This window comes from Methylocapsa sp. D3K7 (assembly GCF_029855125.1).
Taxonomy (GTDB): domain Bacteria; phylum Pseudomonadota; class Alphaproteobacteria; order Rhizobiales; family Beijerinckiaceae; genus Methylocapsa.
Genome location: NZ_CP123229.1, coordinates 1,206,998 through 1,229,555 on the forward strand (window position 1 = coordinate 1,206,998; position 22,558 = coordinate 1,229,555).

Below are 22,558 nucleotides of genomic sequence, written 5' to 3' on the forward strand. Positions count from 1 at the left end.
AGATAGGGTCATTGTTCTGTCCGCACATTTCGGCGCTTGACGGCATGAAGCCGATCCATCCGGCGGGCGAGCCGCTCAGTTCGCGCGGCGCCCCGGATCGCTTGGTCCTGCTCCGCAAGCACATTCATGAGGGTACTTAGACGGATGCTTGGTTTGGCCAGGACGCTGTGCAACAACAGCTGCAATAATTCTGCGAATTTCGAGATGCTGGCTACGTCGAAGAGACCTCTCCGGTACTCAAAAACCGCGCGAAGCCTCTGACGGTCCTCATAAACATGAAGCACCAGATCCAATTCCGTGCGTGGCGGTTCGAAGGGAATTGCCTCGAATCTTAGGTCCTGAAAACCAAGCTCTGTCAGCGGAACGTTGTGAAATACCAGCTTGACTTGAAAGAGCGCTGCATGCAGCGCGCTGCGCTCGGGACGAAGAGTCTCGACCAGCTTTTCAAAAGGGAAGTCTTGATGATCATAGGCGCCGAGCGTGACGTCCCGCACGTGCGCCAGCAACTCGCTGAAACTCTGATCACCATCCAGCTTGATTCGCAAAGCAACCAAATTAATGAAAAACCCGATCAGGGTTTCAAATTCCCTGCGTTGCCGGTTCGCTATATCAGCGCCGACCAGCAGATCTGAAGCTCCGCTGAGGTAGCGTAGCAATCCCGCGAAGGCCGCTAACATCGTCATGAATGAAGTTACCGCATGCTGACGATTAATTTCGTCAAGCCCAGATCTAAGATCGCTTAGATCAAATTCATATGAGCCCGCGGCATCACTCGTGACCGCGCTGCGCGGCCGGTCTGCCGGCAAATCGAGAAGAAACGGTGCTCCTTTAAGTTGCCCCGTCCAATAATCTTTCTGACGCGCAAAACACGCATTTTGCGCCCGCTCACGCTGCCAGATAGCATAATCGGCATATTGCACAGGGAGTCGCGGCAGCGAAGGTTCAGCGCCATTTTGCAAAGCCGGATAGAGAGCCCCAAATTCTTTCAAAAACAGTCCGAAAGACCAGCCGTCAAAGACGATGTGGTGGAAACAGAGGAGTAACGCACAAATAGGAGGAGTGCCCTGTTGTACCCCTTGCGGGCGATAGAGCATCGCCCTGACTAGAGGGCCATTCGTAAGATCGAAGGGGGCCGCAACGGACTCATGCATCCGGCTCGGTAGCCCGTTCGTGAACTCCTTCATCGAGTCACTTTGCACCACCATCGATTCAAGTTTAACGGGAAGCTCCGAAAGAACTTCCTGCCGGAGCTCGCCCCATTCTTCGTGAAACACCGTCCGAAGCGATTCATGACGCCGTACGATTGCATTCAAGCTTGCTTCAAGGACATTAGCGTCGAACGGCCCGGTAATCCTGACGGCGACCGCATAGTGATAGAGGGGATTGGCGGGATCGAACTGCTGCATAAACCACAGCCGTTGCTGTGCATATGAAAGCGGCAGAGGACCTATGCGGGGAGCCGGAATAAACGGTAACGAAGAGGAGGACTCCCCTTCGCGGCGGGTAATATCGACGTAAACCGAAAACCTGGCGATTGTCGGAGCATCAAACAACGAACGGAGCGGCGCTTCCAGGCAAAATATCTGATTGCTTCTGGCTATCGCCTGTGTCGCGAGCAGTGAATGCCCCCCGAGTTCAAAAAAGTTATCGTTCCTCCCAACACGATCGCGACAAAGCATCTCACCCCAAAGTCCAGCCAAGATTTGCTCGGTCGGCGTCGCTGGAGCCTGAAATTCCTGCGCAGCATCGAATTCTACAGGCGGTGGAAGAGCCTTTCTGTCTAGCTTGCCATTGGAATTGAGAGGCAAATCTGGCAGTTGCATCCAGATAGATGGAATCATGTAATCTGGAAGCCAATCACGCAGAAAAGAACTGAGTTCATCATTCTCGGTTTTTGCATTTGTTATCAGAACAAAATATCCGACAAGGCGATATCCGAGCTTAGCGTCCGGCCATGCCATCACAGCGGCATCTCTTATCTCTGGGTGCCGCCTCAGGCGCGCTTCGATTTCCCCGATTTCAATCCGATGCCCCCGTATCTTTACCTGGTCATCGGCACGGCCATGAAATTCAATCGTCCCATTGTCACGATAGCGCGCCAAATCGCCTGTTCGATACAGTCTGGCTCCTGGCTTCCCGAAGGGATCTGGCAAGAACGCCGTCGCCGTCAGGTCGGGCCGCCCGGCATAGCCACGGCCGACACCCATGCCCGCCACATATATTTCCCCGGTAACGCCAGCTGGCGCTAGGTCCATAAAACGGTCCAAAATGTATAGCCGCAAATTCGCTACAGGCCGGCCAATCGGCATCACCAAAATTTCGGCCTCGGGGGCCGCTTCGATCTGATGATAGGCCACGTCATCGGCGCATTCTGCGGGGCCATACGCATTTAGCATTGGAATGTTCGGATAGCGCGCGAACCAACTTTGACAAAGGAGGGGAGATAGAGCTTCGCCGGTCGGGAGCAGCCAGCGCAGTCTCTTCGGTGGCATTGTTGGCACCATTGCATCTAGAATGGCTTGGATCATCGCCGGTACACTCTCGAGAATAGTTATGCCGCGATTGTGCAGCGCAGCTGACAATGCAAGGGGATTCTGCGCCACATTGTCAGGCAGAATATCGACGCAAGCACCGCAAATGAGAGCGGTAAGGAATTGCCAGATAGAAATGTCAAAAGCTTGCGAGGCGGTCTGAGCAATGACGTCACCCGGCTCAAGATTGAGTGCCGGAATCTTGGTCATCAGATTGTTGAACATTCCAAGGCGTTCGATCATGGCGCCCTTTGGCGTCCCAGTCGAACCCGATGTGTAAATGATATAGGCAAGATTGCGTCCGTCGACGTAGCCCAGCGGATTTGACTCTGTGACTTCTTTCTCGAACTCAAGAAACGCTACAACGGAGACCGCTTGCCCCTTACAGAGTTCCTGGCACTCTTCCAGACATGCGCGGCTGGCAAGGACCATCGCAGTACCGCTCTCTTGGAGCACGCGTAGATGCCGAAGCTTGGGATGACGAGGGTCTAGCGGCAGGTAGACTCCGCCAGCCTTGAGCACAGCCAAGAGCATCACAAGGAAATCAATATCGCGCTCGCCAATAAGACCAACAACAATTTCAGGTCCTATGCCACGCGCGAGCAAGCCATGGGATACTCGATTGACGCGCCGGTTGAGTTCACGATAGCTGAGCGCGACATCCTCACATCGCACAGCCAGCGCATCCGGGCACGTCTCTACCTGCACTTCAAAAGCGGCGACAAAATCCACAGGCGGTGCATAGGTATGGGTCGTCTCGTTCCAATCCTCCAACTGCTGTGACCGCTCTGCTGGAAGGAGCAGACCAAATTCTCCGAGTTGAGCTTGTGGCCGTGCGATCATTGCCTCGAGCACGATTATAAGATGAGTCAAGAGCCGATGGATGGACTCTGGTTTAAAGCGATTGGCCTGGTAAGTGATTCTGACTTGAAGCTTATTGCCAGGAATAACGGTTACCGTAATCGGATAGTTGGTATGAACTCGGTTACCAATGAAGCGCATGTCGAGGATGGATCTATCTGACAAAAGGCTTGGATCAATGGGCGCGTTCTCAAACACAAGAAGATGCTGGAACAAATCAATGCCGGCTGGGACTTCGCTCCAAGCTTGGCACTGCACCAATGAGGTGTATTCGAATTGCCGCATTTCGAGATTGACAAACTGTATTTCCCTCCACCAATCGCAGACTCGCTGTTCGCCGCGAAGGTGCAACCGGAGCGGCAGAGTGTTGATGAACAATCCAAGCATCTGCTCTACGCCTGGCAGCTCGGCGGGGCGCCCGGAGACCGTTATTCCGAACACCACTTCCGGGCGATTGGCGTAGCGGCTAAGAAGCAGAGCAAACGCTGCTTGTATGAGCGTATTGGGCGTGACGCAGTAATTTTGCGCGGCCTGCTGAAGCGCCAGCGACGGTCCACTGTCAAGCGCCGCTTGCGCATCAAGGACGTCTCCTAGTGGTGTATCGCGGGTTCGAAGGGAAACATCGATGACCAGAGGCGTCGGCTCGCGAAAGCCCTTTAGATAGCTTCGCCAGAACGCTTCAGGAGCTGCAAGATCCTGCTGATTTAGCCAGGCGAAGTAGTCACGGAACTGATACGCTTGGTGTTCGGGTAAGGGGCGCCCCGCAATCAGTGCCGCATAGGCATCACGGAATTCGACAAATAAGGGGGAGGTACACCATTCGTCGGTCAGAATGTGATGATGACTGCGTACGCAGCGCCAGAGGTCCTCTCCTAGGCGGATCATCCGTATTCGCATCAAGGGCGGCTTTTCCAGATCGATGCCCTCCCGCCGTTCATCCTCGAGGATACTGGCTAACTGTTTCTCCTGCTCTACATTCGTCAGGGCTCGATAGTCTTCAAAGAAAAATGGTAACGCCGCCCGGCCTTGAACACGCTGATGCGGCCTCTTGATCTGCCGCCACACTATTGCGGAACGCAAAATATCGTGGCGATCTACGGCGTACTGCCAAGCGCCGCGGAAAGCCTCAATGTCAACCACGCCGCGGATCTCATATTGATCTTGCAGCACATAAATCCCACTCCCAGGATGCAGCAGGCAGTGAAACAGCATCCCTTCCTGCATCGGGGTCAATGGATAGAGATCGGTGAGCCCGGGAAATTCGCCTTGTAACTTCACGACTTGATCGAGAGGCAGCTCAGCCATCCAGAAATGTTCTCTGGGCGGCATTATAGCCTCTGTCGCCGCAGTTATGATTGGCTGTAACAGCGACGCAAGGGCGCCTAATATTGGATGCAAAAATATGTAACGAGGGATAAGATCAAACCCAGCCGCGCGAACCTTGCTCGCGACTTTTATGCTCAAAATGGAATCGCCACCGAGCGCAAAAAAATTATCGGTTATTCCTATCTGCTCAAGACCCAGAACCTCTTTCCAAATCCCAGCAAGTAACTTTTCCTCGAAGGATTGCGGCGGCACATAGCCCTTATCGTCGTCGCTAGTCTCCGGCACCGGCAGGGCACCACGATCTATTTTTCCATTCGGTGTTAGAGGAAGAACATCAAGAAAAACGAAAGCTGACGGAATCATATAGTCTGGAAGCCCGCGCCGTAACGAGGTGCACAGTGCCTCCGAATTAAGCCGAACGTCCGGCATGGTCACGACATATGCCGTCAGGAATTTGCGGGCTTCCATCTCACGCATCATCACAACGGCGGCGCGAACGGCTGGATGCTCTAGGAGCCGTGCTTCGATCTCTCCCAATTCGATCCGGAACCCGCGCAATTTGATCTGATGATCGCTGCGGCCGAGATACTCCACGTTCCCATCAATCTGCCACCGGGCCAAATCACCGGTACGGTACAAACGGCCTCCCTCCCCGCCAAAGGGGTCTGGCACAAATCGTTCCGCCGTGAGATCCGGACGGCCAAGATAGCCTCGCGCCAGTCCGGTACCCCCGATATAAAGTTCGCCGGGAATTCCAACCGGTACCGGGTTGAATTTCCCATCAAGGATATAAATCTGCGTGTTCCAAATCGGCCGGCCGATCGGAACACTTACGCCCTCGCCGTCTTGCCTGCAAACATGCGCGGTGACATCGATTGACGCCTCGGTCGGGCCGTAGAGGTTGTATAGGTCCGCCGATTGGAAGGCATGGAATCGATCTCTAAGGCACGAAGGAAGAACCTCCCCACTACAGATCACGCCGCGCAGCGTCACTAGCGCCGAGTGAGCTGGGGCATCCAGAAAGGCTTGCAGCATCGAGGGAACGAAATGTACGAGGGTTACCCCTTCTTGCTCAATGATATCCATAAGGCAGGCTGGATCATGATGATCTCCCGGACCCGCCACGATGAGACGCCCTCCGGCCAAGAGTGGCAGGAAAAACTCCCATGCGGATACGTCGAAACCATAGGGAGTTTTTTGCAGGACCGCGTCGGTCTCGCCGACAGCAAAATAGCTCTGCATCCATTGAAGTCGATTGACTAAACCACCATGGGTGACGGCAACGCCCTTGGGTCTTCCTGTAGATCCCGAAGTGTAAATCACATAAGCGAGATTAAGAGGCAGTGTCTTGCTGGTTAGGTTCTGGCTCTTTGTGCTCGCGACTGCGCCTAAATCCCGATCAAGACAGAAGAGGCTAATAGCTTCTGGTAGCAAGGGAATAAGGTCCTCTTGGGTCAAAACCAGGCGCGGCTTCGCGTCCGTGACCATGTAGGCCAGCCGCTCTTCGGGATAGTCGGGATCGAGCGGGAGATAAGCGCCCCCGGCTTTTAATATACCGAGGATTCCAACGACCATCGCGAGCGAACGGTTGACGCAAAGACCAACCAAATCATCCGGTCCGACACCACGATCACGGAGGTAACCCGCCAACTGATTTGTCTGCTCGTCGAGCTCGGCGTAAGTGAGCCGCTTGTCCCCGAAGGACACCGCGACGGCGCGGGGCCTCAGTTTTGCTTGCGCTACGAAAAGTTCATGGACGCAAATGTTTCGGCTATAGTCATGAGCCGTGGCGTTCCATTCTGTGAGGAGACGATGTCGCTCCGCCTCGGTCAAAAGCGGCAGCTCGCCAATCTTGGTTTCCTGCGACGCTGCGATCCCCGCTGTCAGACGCGAAAAATGCCCGGCCATGCGTGCGATCGTCGCTGGCAAGAAAAGTTCGGTTCGATATTGCAAAGACAGGACAAGCCCACCTTCCGACTCTGCCGCCATCAGTTTCAGATCGAAATTCTCGACCCGTTTTTGCACCGGAAGAATTGCCGCTTCACAGCCACACCAAAAAAATGGCGCGTTCTCTTCCCCTAGGGCAAGCGGCGCCATGTCTCGCGGCAATCCCTCCTGTGCTTGCTGCAGCACGAAAGACGTTTGGTAAATCGGCCATTGATCAGATTGTCGCTCCGGGTGCAGCCGCTCCACTAGAATAGGAAACGGGAAGTTTTGATGCACGAGTGCATCCCGTACTTGTTCGCCGATATGACGCAAAAACTCCGCGAAAGAAAGCGCCGGTAAAGGACGACCAACAATTGCAATCGGATTGACGCAATTTCCAACAAGCCTTGCAAATTCTTCCCGGAGTCGCCCGCTACTGGGGATGCCGACGACAATCTCGCATTGCCCGGAATAACGATGCAGCAGCACCTGATAAACGGCGAGCAGCATAGTAGACAAACTAACCCCGTGATGGGCCGCCAAAACCTTCAAAGCGGCGGTAAGATTGGCATCGAGACGCAGGGCATAGGAAGCGCCGCAATAGTCTGATTCGGACGGCCGCGGAAAGTCTGTCGGCAACGCCAAAATGGGAAGTTGCCGGTCAAGCTGGATTTTCCAGTAGTCAAAATCATCGGTCGCAAGTGAACTCTCTAGGTAACGGTTCTGCCAGTTGATGAAGTCCGCATAATCGGGAGTGGGTGTCGTCTTGCACGCAAGACCGGATTGGAGCTCCCGATAGGACTCGTCGATCTCCTGGATTAGGAGAAGAAATGACCATAAATCGACGGCTATATGGTGAGCACAAAAAAGCAGCGCGGATTTTCCGTGTCCCTGACGATAGATGGTCACCCGCAGCGGCACCCCGCATTCGAGGTCAAATGGTTGCCGTACGCGCGCTCCGATATCGGCTTGCAAGGCCGCATCGTTCCAACCGTTCGCATCGACGCAAGAAAGCCACTCTGTTAGTTTGATAAAGGGCTCGGAAGTCTGTCCCAGCTGACCGTCATCGTCGTGATAGATTGCTCGAAGCTGCCCGTGGCGCTGTAAGATATTGGTAAGCGCGGTAGCTAATGTTTCGGTATCTAACTTGCCCGTAACGTCGAGAGCCAAATGCAGATTATATGAGATGCTCTTTTGATCGAGGCGGTGCACGGTCCATAGCGCCCGCTGCGTGTATGAGAGACCCGTTCCTCCGCTCGGGCCAGGCGGGTGAGCTGTTGGCGGCAGCGCCGCGATTTTCTTCGCCAACGCGCGGAGGCTGCCTTCGGCCAAGAGCAATTTGAGTGGAAGATCTATCTCTAGGAACTCATCCACTGCATGCTTCAATCCCACTGTCTGCAAGGAATCAAGCCCCAGTTCGGGGAGACTTTTCTCAGTCAGGATTTCCGATTCTAGACAACGCAGGAATTGCGAAATCTTGACGCATAAAAAGCGCAGGACATCGCCGTCCCTCCCATACTTTTCCTTTATTAAGTCAGATGGTGCTCCAAATGCCTGTTGCATTCCGCGAACCGGCGCCGGGAAGTCCTTCGTCTCAGCACCTGTTGCGGCGAGTATACGCAACGTCCCATCGAGATAGGCTTGGCGGCAGGCGCGACGGCGGATTTTGCCGCTGCTGGTTTTGGGAACAGCTCCGGGCAGCACCAGAACGATTTCGCCTATCGTGAGCGAGTATTCGCGGGACACGGCCTCACGCACCGCTAGAAATATTGCTGAAGCACCAGTGAGACGAAGATAATCACGCTTGGCTTCTGCCACGAGGATCAAAACTTCCTCGTTTTCCCTCTCAACCGCGAAAGCAGTGTTGCATCCGACTCTGAGGCCTGGCACGCCCTGGTCGAGAATGCGTTCAAAATCGGATGAATAGTAATTGGCGCCTCGAATAACGATCAAATCTTTTATCCGGCCAGCGATATAGATCTCGCCATCATCGACAAAGCCAAGGTCGCCCGTACGTAAATAGAACTTCTCTTCTCCGCCAGCCATACTGGCGCGAAAGGTCTCCTCGGTTTCGCTTGGTTGCCCCCAATAGCCCTGCGCGATACTCGGTCCGGACAACCACATTTCGCCTATCCGCCCGTCCGGACAAACGTATCTTGTTTCCGGATCGACGATCTTCAGATGATGGCCGCTTCTGCACTGACCGCATGAAACAATGCCTTCGTTCTCGTCGAGCGAATTGATCTCGGCATTTGCAAGACCTTGCGACAGCGCTGCCTTGTTAAACCTCTTAACGATAAAGCCGCGGCCTCGTTCAGGGCCGCTTACCAGCAAGGTCGCCTCGGCCAGCCCATAACAGGGATAGAACGCTTCGCGCCGGAAGCCGCACGCAGCGAAGGCCTCCACGAAGCGAGATACAGTCGAAGCCCGCACCGTCTCGGAGCCGTTGAAAGCCAGGGTCCAAGAACTCAGGTCGAGATCTTGTTTGTCCGCCGCCAATACTTGCCGTACACAGAGTTCATAGGCAAAATTTGGTCCACCGCTGGTGCGGGCTTTGTATTTTGAGATCGCTTTCAGCCAACGGAGGGGCTTATCGAGAAAGGCGTATGGCGGCATTAGAATTGCCGTCGAGCCGACAAAAAGCGGTTGAATGACATTACCTATGAGCCCCATATCGTGATAGAGCGGCAGCCACCCGACTACGGTTGACTCTCTGTCATGACCGAAAGCACTCTTAATGGTTGCTTCATTCGACAAAAGATTTCGATGGCTAATCATGACGCCCTTGGGTGTCCCAGTTGAGCCAGATGTGTATTGAAGAAAAGCCAGACTTTCGGAGTTGATAAGGGGGCGCGCCCATTGGTCTGCGATCGCCAGATCATGCTCCTCGGTCACCAGCCAAAGCAGCTTGCCATTGGGCCATGACTGTGCCGATCGCATCTCAAACTGCTCGCGTAAGTCTGCGGTCGTCATGACAATCGTGGGAGCTGAGTCTTCCACGACAGATCGCAATCTGTGCAGATGCTGGCGTGAGGGCGGGTTCGCAGGAACAGCGACGACCCCAGCATAAAGGCACCCGAAGAAAGCGCTAATAAAGTCCAGGCCGGGAGGATAGAGAAGTAGAGCACGTTCACCGGGCCGCGTTATCTCAAGCAGCCGAACCGCTATCGCCCGCGCGTACCGGTCAAGTTCGCCAAATGTTAATCGGGCGACCTCCGTTTCTCCGTTGCCAAGAAAGACAAATGCTGGTCGTTTCCCTTCTTCTTCGATAGCGCGAGCCTGCAGCAGCGCAATCATGTCAGCAAAGACAGATTCGTGGCTTCCGGGAGCCAAAGATTCAACAGCAGCATATTTCACGGAATATCACTCTCGTTTTGCCGTTTGCCGTTCTCGTCACTACCGCGTTACTTTCGCCTGTTGGAGGGCGGTCTGTTGCTTCGGAATGCAATCTCGCTCCGTCTTGGTTTTGCTGCGGCGCAGAATGCCAATATGGGACTGCCCAACTGGGTAAAACGGATTGGTCAGAAATATCCCGCCATCCCGGCGCGAAATAAATTTTGGTGTCGCGACCTGCGTTTGCTTTCGTGATATCCGGCCCTGAGATAAAAGGAGATCCCTATATTTGCGAAGGGTATGATCGGCTGCGGACGTTAAGCCCGGCCTTCCGCGCCTCGGAGAGAGACGCTTTGGACATTGGGGCAATCGCTATCCCGGATCGATCTATTTGATGTCAACGATCGTTATTTTTATTTTGCCCAACCCAGGCGGTCTTTACGCGACGCTAGGTCTTGCCAACCATCTCCTTAGCCGCGGGCATGATGTTCACTATTTTGGCTTTGCCGACTCAAAGGCGGCTGTTCATGCTCAGGGTTTCCCGTTTACGGCCATTTTTGAAGGTCATTTTCCCAAAGGTTTTTTACTCGAAACCGAAACTCTTGAGACCCTTCCACCCGGTCTGGCCGCATTTCGGGCACAACGAAAATTTATCGGCCGCATCAATGCCTTCATCGAAGACCTCCTGACGCGCGGTGGAGAAATCCTACAAGACAGTCTCATGCGGCTGGCGCCAGATCTCGTCATATTCGCATCCGCCGACAAATGGATGGAATGGCCCGCCTTCGTTACCAGCGCCAAAGGTTTAACCTGCGTCTATTTTCATGATTCTCTTTCGCCCGCCGTCGGCTCCGGTCTACCGCCCATTTCTAGTCCGCTAGTCCCGACGGGAACTCGGCGCTCCCGGTGGAAAATCTCAACTGCTTGGTGGCGGGTGCGGTGCGAAGAGCGGCTCCGGTCCGTTATCGCACGGGCTCTAGGGCTCTACCTTGATTTCGATGGAATTAGGTTCCGGTTCGCATTGCGCTACGGCTACCCTCTCGACTTGTGCCTCACGGACCGGCAAGCGCCTGGGCTGACCGAACTCGTCGCGTGGCCGCGCGCTTTGGAGTTCGCTCATGCGGAAATGCCACAGCGAGTTTACATCGGCACATCGCTCGCGCTTCATCGCCCGGACGAACCATTTCCGTGGGATCGCCTCGACGAAACACGGCCGCTCTTTTATTGCGCCTTGGGAAGTCTCGTTTGGTTCGGAAAAGAAAGATATCGAAGGTTTTTCCAGACCATTATCGAAGTTGCCCGCTCGCGGCCCCACAGACAATGGGTGATCGCGACGGGTGCTGGTCTGAACCCTGAGGATCTTGAGTATTCGTTATCCGATATCGTGATTGTCAAGAAAGCACCTCAATTGGAGATCCTGCGACGGGCGCATTTGATGGTTACGCACGGCGGCGCCAACACGATCAAGGAATGCGCTTTTATGGGTGTCCCCATGATCTCTTTCCCGCTGGGATACGACCATCCCGGAAACACAGCGCGCATGGTCTATCATGGTCTCGGGCTGCACGGCGACATTAAGAAATTGAGCGTTTCTTATCTCGAGGGGTTGATCCTCGCAATCGAGCAAAGCACGGCAATTCGCGAGAATGTACCGCGGATAAGGGACATCCTGCACCAGGAACAGGAAGCCGGTCTTTTGGCGCCGATCATGGACTCTTTGCTTACGAAAAAAATATATCCCCGAAGATGAAAAACCTGTCGGGATCTTCCGGTCTCAACCGTTACAGGCCCGGGTTGTTTTGGCGCGCTGAAACTTTCGGCAGACTGTTTGAATATCTGTTGGGAGTTCCCCTGACGCGCCACACAAGACGGCCGGCAACAAAAAACGTCATGAGCACAAAAATGGATGCGTCAGGGATTTTACGTCCACGGGAGGATCGTGAAGAAAAGCCAGAGTTACGATCTGTACTGACCGAGAAAGCCTATGATCAGAATCCTTTCTACACATCTTTTGATAATACTTACCTTAAGCATCAGAATGCAATCGAATCCAATGCCAGGACCTATCCGCGGCGGCTGCCGGTCGCACTGAAGACGGGCCGCGGCATCCTCGTCACGGACACCGAAGGCCGCGAATATATCGACTGCCTTTCAGGGGCTGGCACGCTCGCCCTTGGCCATAACCATCCCGTCGTCGTGGAGGCTATCCGCAAGGCCCTGGAAGATGAAGTGCCGTTTCAAACGCTTGACCTTCCAACTCCAGTCAAGGAACGGTTCATCGGCGAATTGTTCGCGACCCTTCCTGCGGATTTTTCGGCGGATGCTAAAATTCAGTTCTGCGGCCCCTCGGGAGCCGATGCGGTCGAGGCGGCAATCAAACTCGTCAAGACAGCGACGGGACGGCGGGGCCTGCTGAGTTTTCACGGCTCGTATCATGGGATGACGATTGGAGCTCTCAGCCTCACCGGCGACATCACGGCGAAAGCTGCCATATCCGGACTTTTACCGGAAGTCCAATTCCTCCCCTACCCTTCAGACTACCGCTGCCCATTCGGCATTGGCGGAGACTCGGGGCAGCAAGCCATTGCTCATTATATTGAGACGCTACTGGATGACCCTAGTAGTGGTATCCCGGCGCCAGCAGCGATGATCCTTGAAGTGGTTCAGGGTGAGGGCGGTATAAATCCCGCACCCTGCGTGTGGTTGCGGAAGATCCGCGACCTGACCAAGCGTCTTGGAATTGTTCTTATCGTGGATGAAGTCCAGACGGGCCTCGGACGCACTGGTAGCCTCTTTGCATTCCAACGCGCCGGCATAACGCCCGACGTCGTCGTACTCTCCAAGGCGATCGGTGGAGGTCAGCCTCTCGCGGTCATCGTTTACCATCGCGACCTCGACCTCTGGAAACCAGGCGCGCACGCCGGCACATTTCGCGGCAATCAATTCGGATTTGCGGCTGGAGCCGCGACCATTCGGCACATTCGCCTCAACAGACTGGATCAACACGCCGAGAGCATGGGAAATCGTCTGATGCATGAGCTCGCCCGGATCGCGTCGACTACGCCCTCGCTTGGCGATGTGCGCGGTCGGGGGCTGATGATCGGCGTCGAAGTTATTGATCCAGATGGCAAGAGGCGTGGATTCGAGCCTCCCCCACCCTGCCCGGAAATGGCTCGAAGGATTCAACTCAACTGCCTCCGGCATGGCTTAATCTTGGAACTCGCGGGCAGGTCCGGAAGCGTCATCAGGTTTTTGCCGCCCTTGATAGTCACCGGCGACCAGATTGATGAGATCGCAAACCGTTTTGAGAGGGCCGTGCAGACATCGGAATCGCAGAGAACAACAGTTGAATAGCCCGTGTACTTGATGCGCGTCTCATTCAGACGGGCATCAAGCGTTGGAAGAAAATGCCATCAGCCGCTAGCAAAGGACATCGAACCATGGCTTGGGAAGAAGACGAAACAGCAACCTATATCGTCGTCGTCAATCATGAAGAGCAATATTCGATCTGGCTGGACTACAAGGAAATCCCGAATGGCTGGCGCGCCGTTGGAAAGGGCGGCCCAAAAGCAGAATGTCTTGCCTATATCAACGAAGTCTGGACCGACATGCGTCCATTGAGCCTGCGCAAACAGATGGAAGAGGCGGCACAGGCCGCGCAGAAAGCTGGTGAAACGCCAGTACAGTGAAGACGTCTCGTTGTTCTCTCGGCGTCCCGGAGTTCACGCCGCGCGATCGGCGGGGAAACCCCACGGTATTCAAAATATTTGTCCAAACTTGCCCAGCATGTCGGGTTCACCGCCTCTCATCCGTTTTAGTCGAATAAGAAGGCTAGTCAATTTTGGATGGCGCGCGTGTGTTGGTACCGCCCAATGGGTCGTTATCGCATTCGTGCAATGCCAGCTTCTCTTTGACTAGCACCCTCTTAAAAACGCCAAAGCCTCACCGGGTGAACGAGAGATTGTTGATGAAACGCTACCAAATCGAAAATCGCTGCAAGATTCTCACTTTCGTTGGAACCTTCGCGATGTCATGGGCGCTGCAGAACCCCGCCCATGCGCACGAGGACCGCCTCGTCACGGCCTCAACTGGGAAGGTCCAGCTGTCGGTTGGATTCCATATCGAACCGGCGTTGTTTGGCACCACCAATGCGAACGACACTTTCCTCTACACCTACGACAAACCCTGTACGGATGTCGGCGGCACCGATCCGGAGGATTTCGTCGGCGCACCGATCGACGTCAATGGGAGCAATGGCGACACCGTCAACCTCAAAGTCGAGGTTCTCATCTTGAGCAAGGAAAAGCCCTATATTCCTGGCCATTCTGGCAATCCGCAGATTCTAGCGAGCAAGAAAATTACCGACATTTCACCCTTGCAAGAGAACAGCGATACGACCGGGCTGTACAATAGTTGGTTCGTTCCGTCACAACCCGCCGGAGGCCCCGCCAGCGGCCTTCTCCCCAGCGGCACCAATGCCGGAAATGCCTATGGCTTTCACATCTACGGAACCGTTCACGCGGGGGCCAACAGCTATCAATGCGCAGGAACTGCAAGCCCGCTGCCAATCGCCGCCAGAGACGCGACAATCGATGAATATTTCGTTTGCGGCAAAGGGACAAGGACCCCAGGAGATGGTCATAGTTGCGTCGAAATTCCCCAGAAGGCGCCTTGAGACGTTTGTCTCGCGCCAGTCGCAAAGAGCAGCTAGACCAATCGCGAGGACGGACCGCTCCAGGTCCGTCCTCGCGATTTCGGTATCCAGGGAACGCATATCAGGATGGCACGATTGCGATTGAAGCAGCGCTGCAATTGGAGCGAGGATGGTTGAGTTCTTACCAGCAGCTTTAATGCCATTGTTTGGGACCTTCGGCAGGCTGCCGGGTGTGTCACAGCGTGCTTTCCTTGGGTCCGTCTTCTTCGGCCTTGCCGCCGGAGGCAGCAGCACCGGCCTGCTGATGCTCATTAACGACACTCTGGCAAGGGGGCAACGAGCGGGAACGGTATCCCTTGCCGCCTTCCTTGGCCTTTGCCTGCTCATGCTCGTGGCGGGCGTCGTTTCCGAAGTTCTGATTCTACGCCTGACCCAGAACAATCTCTTCGATTTACGCCTCTGGATCAGCCGCCGGATCCTCTCCGCGCCGCTCTCGCAGCTGCAATCTTGCGGCGCCCCCCGCCTCATGGCAGCGTTGACGGACGACATCTCAAGTGTCGCGCATGCGCACCAGGCGCTACCCGTGCTTTTCATCGAGGGTTCGATCGCGCTGGGCGGTTTGATCTATGTCGGTTCCCTGTCTCCCGCTTTGCTGGTGATCCTTCTGCTTTTGCTTGCCGTTGGTCTGAGTATCTTTTTTGTCACCCAGCGCTGGTCTTTACATTGGGTCCGCCTCGCGCGAGACGCCGATGATGCTTTATTCGGGCATTTTCGGGCATTAACCGAAGGTTGCAAGGAGCTGAAGATGAATGCCCGCCGCCGGGGGGCGTTTCTGGACGAGGAACTCAGCGTTACGGCCAACATAATCCGGACTCGTTTCAACACGGGCCTAACGATCTTCATTGTGGGAGCGCATGCCAGCAAACTCTTGTTTTTTATAGCCATCGGCCTCGCTCTTTTTGTTCCTCCCCTGTTTCAAAACTCTCCGGCGGACACCGTAACCGGATGGACTCTGTCGATCCTTTTCATCATGGGGCCAATCTCGACCATCGTAAATACGATTCCAGCCCTAGGGCAAGGATTGGTCGCGCTCCGCAAACTCGAGGCACTTGGCTTCTCAATGTCCGAGGAGCCGCTCATCGGAAATGAAGACAAATCTTCAGTAGCGCCCGTGGTACCCGGGGTCCTCGAACTTTCAGGAGTCCGTTATAGCTATCGATCAGAAACCGAACGATCTGAGTTCACGCTTGGCCCTCTTGATCTACGGATCGAACCAGGAGAACTGATTTTTATGACCGGTGGCAACGGTAGCGGCAAGACAACGTTTGCATTTCTTCTTCTTGGCCTGTTTGTCGCAGATAAAGGAGAAATCAGACTGAATGGCAACCCAATAGCTGGGAATCAATGGGATGTGTTCCGCCAGAATTTCGCGGTGGTCTTTGCCAACGCTTTCAACTTCGATTCGTTGCTTGGCTATCATGACGCGAACTCACTCGCGCGTGCCGGCAATTTTCTCAAAGAATTTCAGCTGGACCACAAACTAACTATAAAGGATGGATGTTTTTCGACCGTCGATTTGTCCCGTGGCCAACGCAAAAGACTGGCGCTATTGACCGCTTTTATCGAGGACCGGCCGTTCTATCTTTTTGACGAGTGGGCGGCAGAACAGGACCCTATCTTCCGGGAAATTTTTTACACGAAAATACTTTCTCAACTTAAGGCGCGTGGCAAAACGGTCATCGTAATAACCCACGATGAACGTTATTATCCCGTTGCCGACCGTTTGCTTCGGCTCGATTCCGGAAAAATCGAGGAGACGCCGGTACATGGTTCGACCCCGTCCAGCGGAAGCATACGCCGGGTTTCCTGCTCATAGGTTGGAGGGGCATATACCTTGAAACCATCGCGGTTCCTTCTATCAAGACGGCAGGTGTTGATCCGTTCAATGGTGCTCGCCACTCTCCTGCAAGCGCTTTCGACAAGCTTGCGCGCGGAAGTTCGCGTCACGGGCGAGGCGGATGCGGTTAAGATCGAAGCAAACGATACGTCAGTCGAAGAACTGCTAATCAAGCTCAGCAACATTTATGGTGTGCGGTACAGCTCCTCAGCGGATCTTAGCCGTTCCGTCTCCGGCGCGTTCGACGGGCCGCTTCAACAGGCCATCTCGCGGGTGCTCTTGCTGCAGGGATACAATTTCAGCATCGAAACAACATCGAACATCATCGAGGTCAGCGTATATGGCAAAGATGCGTTGCACGGCAACAGCGTCGGATCCGCTGCTTCCGCCGTGACCGCACCTTCGAGGCATGTTTCGAATTCGTCCCGTCATGCACTCTCAATACGCGCGGTAGGGCATGGGAAACTCGGACTAGTGGCGCGCATAAATCATCCACATTCGGCTGGTGCCCATCGTTTGCAGGTGCCGGATTGATCGGTATTTTTTCTATTATAGAAGCAACAACTGCTTTCCGCATTTCCGCAGCCACAAGGCGTTAGCCTCCATCTTGCTTTCATCGCCCCGCCAGGATCTTTGGCCGGGCGGAACGAATTTTTGTTCTTAAACATGGCGGATTTTTCCGGCCCCGAACGTCTCACCTCTTAATAGCAAAGTTACCGTCGTAACGCGGGCCAACTTTTTCAAATTTTGCACGCCTAGGTGGATGGACCACCGGATGTGCGAGTCGAGATTCGCGATCACGTTGCGAATGGGGGCCCGGCCTGCTTCCGGGTTACACAGGGGACGATTCCCCAGACTTATATGTGGAGGAAACGATATGAAAATCCGACGGCAGCTTATGGCTGCCACCGCCCTAGCCGTGTCAATCGCCTTTGTAGTCCCGGCCTTCGCCCATGAGAGCCGCACTTTGCCACCTGTTTTCGCGCTGGGCAGCAATATCCGGCTGACGGTCGGATTCCACGTCGAACCCGCTTTTGAAGACAGCTTCAATGCCGTCGACGTCATCCTTTATAGCTACGACGGTGCCTGCGCAGACCCCACGGATTTCTGGGGAAACCCCCTCGACACCAGCGCTGGGGATACCGTGAATTTGAAGGTCGAGGCATTGTATTTGAAAAATCAGACGCCCCCGACCGGGCCCGGAGGCAACGTTGCTCCCGCCGGAATTCTAAAGACGCTTGCTATTACCGATGCCTCCCCGCTGAAGCAAGCCTTCGGCAATCCCGGCACCTATAACAGCTGGTTCAGGCCAACCCATCCCGGCAATACAACAACGGGAGGGGCTTATGGCTTCCACGTTAAAGGTACCGTCAGTGCCGCCGCCAGCACCTACCAATGCGAAGGCGACCCGGCACCCCATTCGCTTGCTGCAAGAACGGTCAGCATCGATTCTTATTTTGTATGCGGCAATGGGTCGTTGAACCCGCCACACTCTTTTAACTGCGTCGCAGCGATTCAACCTTTCCCCGGCAATGTGAAAGACGGCTATGAGCCAGACAAATCCTTCGGCAGCGGCAGCGGCCATGGCTGGTAAGCACTAACTCAATAAGGCATTCTGGGCAGGAGAATACCTGCCCAGAGGCCAACAGGCCACGGTAGCGCATCAACAGAAAAAATGAAGGCCCAATTCTGCCGGAATATAGGTCGCGCGAGCCCTACCGGGCGATATTTGATGTCCCGGAACGGCTCTTCCAGCACCCCCTGACGAAGGCCAACGCCGCGAAGCGCTTGCCAGGGGCGCCCACGTCGCCCCGCCGCGAAGCGGAAAATTTTCGCGCACCGCGTTTTTTCCACCAGATATAAATTCCGGTGCAAGACAGCATGGTGATGGCGAGCCCAAGCACGCTTACAAAAATGCGGTAAGGCATGCCGAAGACATTCGCTTCGTGCAAGGCGTAGAGCCAGCTTGTGACCGTATTGCCCGCGTATTGCCCGCTCGGTAAGATCAGCTGCCGCAACTCACCCGAATCGGCGTCGAACAAAATTTCCGTGTTGCCGCGCCGGTCCTGTATGTCGCGGCCACCACGCACCTTGTAGCTGTAGAGTCCCTTTCCCGAGTCAAAGGAGAACCCCATCGGGCGCTCGACCGTGAAGCCGTGGATCTCCGCTTGCTTGGCCATCAGCCGCTCACCGGCCGAAAGCGCGGCGCGCCAATCGAGACGCGGGGTCTCATTGGGCCGAGGAAGATCGGGCAGCCCCGTTCCGGCAGGCCGGTAGTCGAGAATCGCCTGCGTGACCCAGCTATAAACCGTGTCCGTCAGATTCATGTAGACGCTCGACCAGGCGAAGATGAGCAGCATTGCCCACAGCCACAAGCCGCCGGCGCGGTGCAGATCGAAATTGATCCGGAAGGCGCCCGCCCTCCATTTGACGAGCCAGGCGGGTTTCCAATGCCGCCAAAAGTTGCCGATGCCAGCTGGCAGCGTGAGATAGACTCCGATGAAGCAATCCAGCGTCCAAACCAACGCAACGATGCCCATGATCCAGAAACCGGTGAGGCCGAGCGCCAATTTGAAGTGCAGGCTATAGATGAACGGCATCAGATTGATCCAGCCTTGCGAGAGATCCCCCCAGGCGCGGCGGCCAAGCTCGTCGCCAGTATAAGGATCGAGGAAAAGCTGGTTGAAGCCGAGCGTGTTGTCTCCAGTTTCGGACCCCTCGCGCGGGATGATCGTCACAAGCACCTGATCCGGCTCGGCGAAGGAGACCGAATAGACCTGCCCCTTCGGGACCAAGGCCTCGGCGCGCAAGGCAAGCGCCGCCGCGTCGAGCGGTACCGCGCCCGGTTTTGGCGCGGCATAGAGCTGCGGGCTGATCAGCCGCTCCAGCTCGCTGTTGAAGGCGAGCAGGCTGCCAGTGATTCCAACGACGATAAGGAAGCCCGCCATCAGCAGTCCCGCCCAGCGATGGAGGAACACCCAAAAGCGGCGCATAGGTCAGTACTCCACTTTGAGCGACACGGTGACGGCACGCGGCGTGCCGGTGTAGATCCCAAATCTCGGCGCGTTGTTGAAAAAGAAATCGGTGCCCGGGTAATAGTTCGTGTTGGCGATGTTCTGCAGATTGACTTGCGCGGTCCAGCGCGTCGGGCCGAAGACGGCTTTGTAGGCCGCAAAAGCGTCGAGGCGCGCGTAGGCCGGAAGAATAAAGGTGTCCTGGTTATCTCCCCACCGGTCGCCCACGGCATAGACACCGCCGCCCGCGCGCCAGCCATGAAACATGGAGACGGCTGGAAACTCATAGGCGAGGAACAGGCTGCCGGAGTTCGGCGCAACACCCCCAGGCGTCAAGCCAAGCAAACCGCCTGCGAACGGGTCGAGAGGGTCCGGAACGGTGTCCTTGATCACCTTCGTATCGAGATGCGCATAGCTGGCGATGATGCTGATCTCGTTGGTGAGCTTGCCCAGCGCATCGAGTTCGACACCCTGGCTGCGCACTTGGCCAATCGGCCGCGATTCAGCGATTGGATTGAAGGGATCCGTCGACGTCAAGACATTGCTTTTCGTGATGGTGAAGAAGGCAAGCGTCGTTGTCAGCCTGTGATCGAGCAGCTCGGTCTTGACACCGCCTTCCCATCCTTCCGCGATTTCCGGTGGGAGCGGCAGGTTGTTGTTCGAGAGGCCATTGGCCGCTCCAAACGACTTGGTATAGCTGCCATAGAAACCGAGCCAAGGCACGGGTTGATAATTCACACCGATGCGCGGGCTGAATGCCTGATTGTGCTGGTCCGGATTTGCATCAAAATTCGCGGAGGCTTCGGCAAAATTTCCGGCGCCCGTAAAATTATTGGAATTCCCGGACCGTACATCAGCCAAATCGTAGCGGCCGCCCACCAAAATATGGAGATTATCGAAGAGAGTGATGGAATCTTGCGCATAGATGCCAAGATCCCTCTGCTGGTTGCTACTAAAGGACCTGAAGCCAGACGTCCCCGACCACGCCATGGTGGCGGCGGAGGCAAACTCCCAATACGGCACCGTGCCATAGACCGGATTGTAGATGTTGATCGGGAAATCTCCGTTGCCCGAAAGCACATAGTTATAGAAGCTGTAGAAATAGTCGGTGCCAATCAAAACATCGTTGCGGACATTTGCCACATAGAACTTGCCGGTCAGATCGAGATTCGCGGAATAATTCGTGCCCGTCAATTTTTGATAGGTAATGCCTCGATCGAGCATATAAGCAGGCAATGTATTGCCCGCTACGACGCAAGGAGCCGGGGCTGCTGGGTCCTGGAAGAAAAAGCAATTCCCGGTCAAATCGGTTTTTTCGATTGTGGCTCTTGCCGCGAGGAACCGGTTGGTGATGGCCCAATTATTGTCGAACTCATGCCTGAAATTATAACTGATAAGCGAGCTGCGGACCGTATCCTGCGGCTCGTTGGGATCCAGGAACGACCGGCTCACCGGAATGTTGGCGGGGAACGCGCCGATCGCGGGCTGGCCGGTGTTGCTTCGCCCATCCTCGCGATTGTACTGCGCCTCGACCGTCAGTTTCGTCGAGGGGTCGATCTTCCAGGTGATGGACGGCGCCAGCAAAAGGCTCCGGGTCTCCGTGAAGTCCACCCATTGGCCGCCATCTTGATAGCTGCCTGAAAACCGGTAGCTTACGGCACCTTTGTCCAGATCCGGAATGTCAACCGGGCCGGTGAGATCCCACACCGAGCGCAACATATTGAACGAGCCCATCTGCTGCTCGATACTGTAGTAAGGAGTGTCTAGGGGCTTCTTGGTCACCAAATTGATCACGCCGCCAGGATCGGCGCGGCCAAACAGAAAGGAGGCGGGACCTTTTAAGACATCCACGCTTTGCAGATTGGCGGTATCGTAGGATTGGGGAATGGCCACCCCAATCAACAGGCCGTCGCGGAGCACATTGAAGCTGTTAAAGCCGCGAATGTTAAAGACATACCCTTCGATGTTGTTGTTGCTCGAGCGCACACCGCTGACATTTTCGAGCGCGTCCTGAATGTTGACGGCGTTCTGATCGATGATGACCTGCTCCGGCACCGTCTGGATCGCGATCGGAAGATCGAAAGTTGGTACCGCGATCTTGGTGGTGCTTTGCTGGATGGACGGGGCGCTGTAGCCAGCCTTTTCCCCAGGGCTTTCTGGCGGTCCGTTCCCTGCCCCCCCGCCTTCACCGCCGCCGTCCGTGGCGGTGACCTCGACGGTGGGCAGAGCAATGGCACCACCTGCAGCGGCAGGCTGATCGGCTGTTTGGGCGAACGCCTGGGCGAGCGGAAGTACCGCCACGCTGGCGAGAAGGATGAGTTTCATTTTTAACATGACGGTATTCCCGTGCGAGTGACAGGCGAGTGGGCGAACGGGATTCCATGTGGGAATCCATGCCGCTTCTCACGAAGGAGAAAGACTCAAACTGTCAGGGGAGGTGCACGGGGGGACCGGCTGCTCATAAAGCCGGTATCGAACGGCGGTGCCGCATTCGAGCGAGTGGATGGTATTGCCTCGCCAGGCAAACGTTCTGGCAACGGTGCGAAGGCCGGAAGAATAACGGAATGGCCGGGCGTGGAACCATGCGCGCCCACTCCGCAGAGGACGCAATGATGCGCCTGATGCGTGTGAGCCTTGCCTGGCGCGCCTGCGTCTCCGCCTATGTCGGAAGCCGCCGCCGCCGCCGCGCAGATGACATTGGCAAAAGACGAACCCTGGTCGCGCTCGATCGATTGACCCGAGGCGGTCCCGAAGCCGCCGAGAACCCCGTTGATCGCAAGCAGATAGGCGAGTGCGATTGGCAAAACCGCACGCAGGCGCATAGCTGTTTTTGTCACGGGCCGGAACATGCCAATTCTTCCGAAAGCAAGATCCGCAAGGCGCCGAAATCGACTTACATTCGTTCAGCATATCCCATTGGTGCGGATCAAATGCGCCAAATCAACGGGAAGTGTACCTGCGACAGAGTGGCTTTCAAAGCGCGGGGCGGCATTGGCCCCGCTTTTGCCAAACGACG

Annotated in this window: 11 protein-coding genes; 7 read left to right on the top strand and 4 right to left on the bottom strand. The window is 55.5% G+C overall.

The window, feature by feature from the left end; translation table 11 throughout:
- Positions 1 to 8: 8 nt before the first annotated feature.
- A complete protein-coding gene (locus QEV83_RS05470; RefSeq protein WP_280130976.1) occupies positions 9 to 9,941 on the bottom strand; it encodes a non-ribosomal peptide synthetase in 9,933 nt (3,310 codons plus the stop codon).
- A gap of 430 nt (positions 9,942 to 10,371) precedes the next feature.
- Here QEV83_RS05470 and QEV83_RS05475 point away from each other — a divergent pair, with 430 nt between their 5' ends.
- The 7 genes from QEV83_RS05475 (at position 10,372) to QEV83_RS05505 (ending at position 18,122) form a co-directional block, all read left to right on the top strand.
- A complete protein-coding gene (locus QEV83_RS05475) occupies positions 10,372 to 11,727 on the top strand; it encodes a glycosyltransferase (protein ID WP_280130223.1) in 1,356 nt (451 codons plus the stop codon).
- Positions 11,728 to 11,879: 152 nt separating this feature from the next.
- Complete coding sequence (locus QEV83_RS05480) at positions 11,880 to 13,331, top strand: diaminobutyrate--2-oxoglutarate transaminase (RefSeq protein ID WP_280130224.1); 1,452 nt, start codon at positions 11,880 to 11,882, stop codon at positions 13,329 to 13,331.
- Positions 13,332 to 13,417: 86 nt separating this feature from the next.
- Entirely contained in the window at positions 13,418 to 13,666 is a 249-nt protein-coding gene (locus QEV83_RS05485) for an MbtH family protein (protein WP_280130225.1), read from the top strand.
- Positions 13,667 to 13,944: 278 nt separating this feature from the next.
- Positions 13,945 to 14,652, top strand: coding sequence for a hypothetical protein (locus QEV83_RS05490; protein ID WP_280130226.1), 708 nt, complete (start codon positions 13,945 to 13,947; stop codon positions 14,650 to 14,652).
- Between the two features lie 148 nt (positions 14,653 to 14,800).
- Complete coding sequence (locus QEV83_RS05495; RefSeq protein ID WP_280130227.1) at positions 14,801 to 16,507, top strand: cyclic peptide export ABC transporter; 1,707 nt, start codon at positions 14,801 to 14,803, stop codon at positions 16,505 to 16,507.
- 57 nt (positions 16,508 to 16,564) lie between these two features.
- Positions 16,565 to 17,062: a hypothetical protein gene (locus tag QEV83_RS05500; protein ID WP_280130228.1), complete on the top strand. Its 498-nt coding sequence runs from the start codon at positions 16,565 to 16,567 to the stop codon at positions 17,060 to 17,062.
- Between the two features lie 343 nt (positions 17,063 to 17,405).
- Entirely contained in the window at positions 17,406 to 18,122 is a 717-nt protein-coding gene (locus tag QEV83_RS05505; protein ID WP_280130229.1) for a hypothetical protein, read from the top strand.
- Positions 18,123 to 18,243: 121 nt separating this feature from the next.
- On the opposite strand, the gene QEV83_RS05510 is transcribed toward QEV83_RS05505, so the two are convergent.
- The 3 genes from QEV83_RS05510 to QEV83_RS05520 form a co-directional block, all read right to left on the bottom strand.
- On the bottom strand, positions 18,244 to 19,521 hold the full coding sequence (locus tag QEV83_RS05510; protein ID WP_280130230.1) for a PepSY-associated TM helix domain-containing protein: 1,278 nt from the start codon (positions 19,519 to 19,521) through the stop codon (positions 18,244 to 18,246).
- A gap of 3 nt (positions 19,522 to 19,524) precedes the next feature.
- Positions 19,525 to 21,876 (bottom strand): TonB-dependent siderophore receptor, encoded by a 2,352-nt coding sequence (locus QEV83_RS05515; RefSeq protein ID WP_280130231.1) that lies wholly within the window; start codon positions 21,874 to 21,876, stop codon positions 19,525 to 19,527.
- A gap of 86 nt (positions 21,877 to 21,962) precedes the next feature.
- The gene (locus tag QEV83_RS05520; protein WP_280130232.1) at positions 21,963 to 22,391 is read right to left on the bottom strand and encodes a DUF2946 family protein; all 429 of its coding nucleotides are present in this window, start codon (positions 22,389 to 22,391) and stop codon (positions 21,963 to 21,965) included.
- Positions 22,392 to 22,558: the final 167 nt, after the last annotated feature.

What these genes read in the sequence shown, in the direction of transcription:
- QEV83_RS05470 (WP_280130976.1), bottom strand. Translation starts at nt 9,941, where the DNA reads ATGATTGCGCTGCTGCAGGCTCGCGCTATCGAAGAAGAAGGGAAACGA.
- QEV83_RS05475 (WP_280130223.1), top strand. Translation starts at nt 10,372, where the DNA reads ATGTCAACGATCGTTATTTTTATTTTGCCCAACCCAGGCGGTCTTTAC.
- QEV83_RS05480 (WP_280130224.1), top strand. Translation starts at nt 11,880, where the DNA reads ATGGATGCGTCAGGGATTTTACGTCCACGGGAGGATCGTGAAGAAAAG.
- QEV83_RS05485 (WP_280130225.1), top strand. Translation starts at nt 13,418, where the DNA reads ATGGCTTGGGAAGAAGACGAAACAGCAACCTATATCGTCGTCGTCAAT.
- QEV83_RS05490 (WP_280130226.1), top strand. Translation starts at nt 13,945, where the DNA reads ATGAAACGCTACCAAATCGAAAATCGCTGCAAGATTCTCACTTTCGTT.
- QEV83_RS05495 (WP_280130227.1), top strand. Translation starts at nt 14,801, where the DNA reads ATGGTTGAGTTCTTACCAGCAGCTTTAATGCCATTGTTTGGGACCTTC.
- QEV83_RS05505 (WP_280130229.1), top strand. Translation starts at nt 17,406, where the DNA reads ATGAAAATCCGACGGCAGCTTATGGCTGCCACCGCCCTAGCCGTGTCA.
- QEV83_RS05510 (WP_280130230.1), bottom strand. Translation starts at nt 19,521, where the DNA reads ATGCGCCGCTTTTGGGTGTTCCTCCATCGCTGGGCGGGACTGCTGATG.
- QEV83_RS05515 (WP_280130231.1), bottom strand. Translation starts at nt 21,876, where the DNA reads ATGTTAAAAATGAAACTCATCCTTCTCGCCAGCGTGGCGGTACTTCCG.
- QEV83_RS05520 (WP_280130232.1), bottom strand. Translation starts at nt 22,391, where the DNA reads ATGTTCCGGCCCGTGACAAAAACAGCTATGCGCCTGCGTGCGGTTTTG.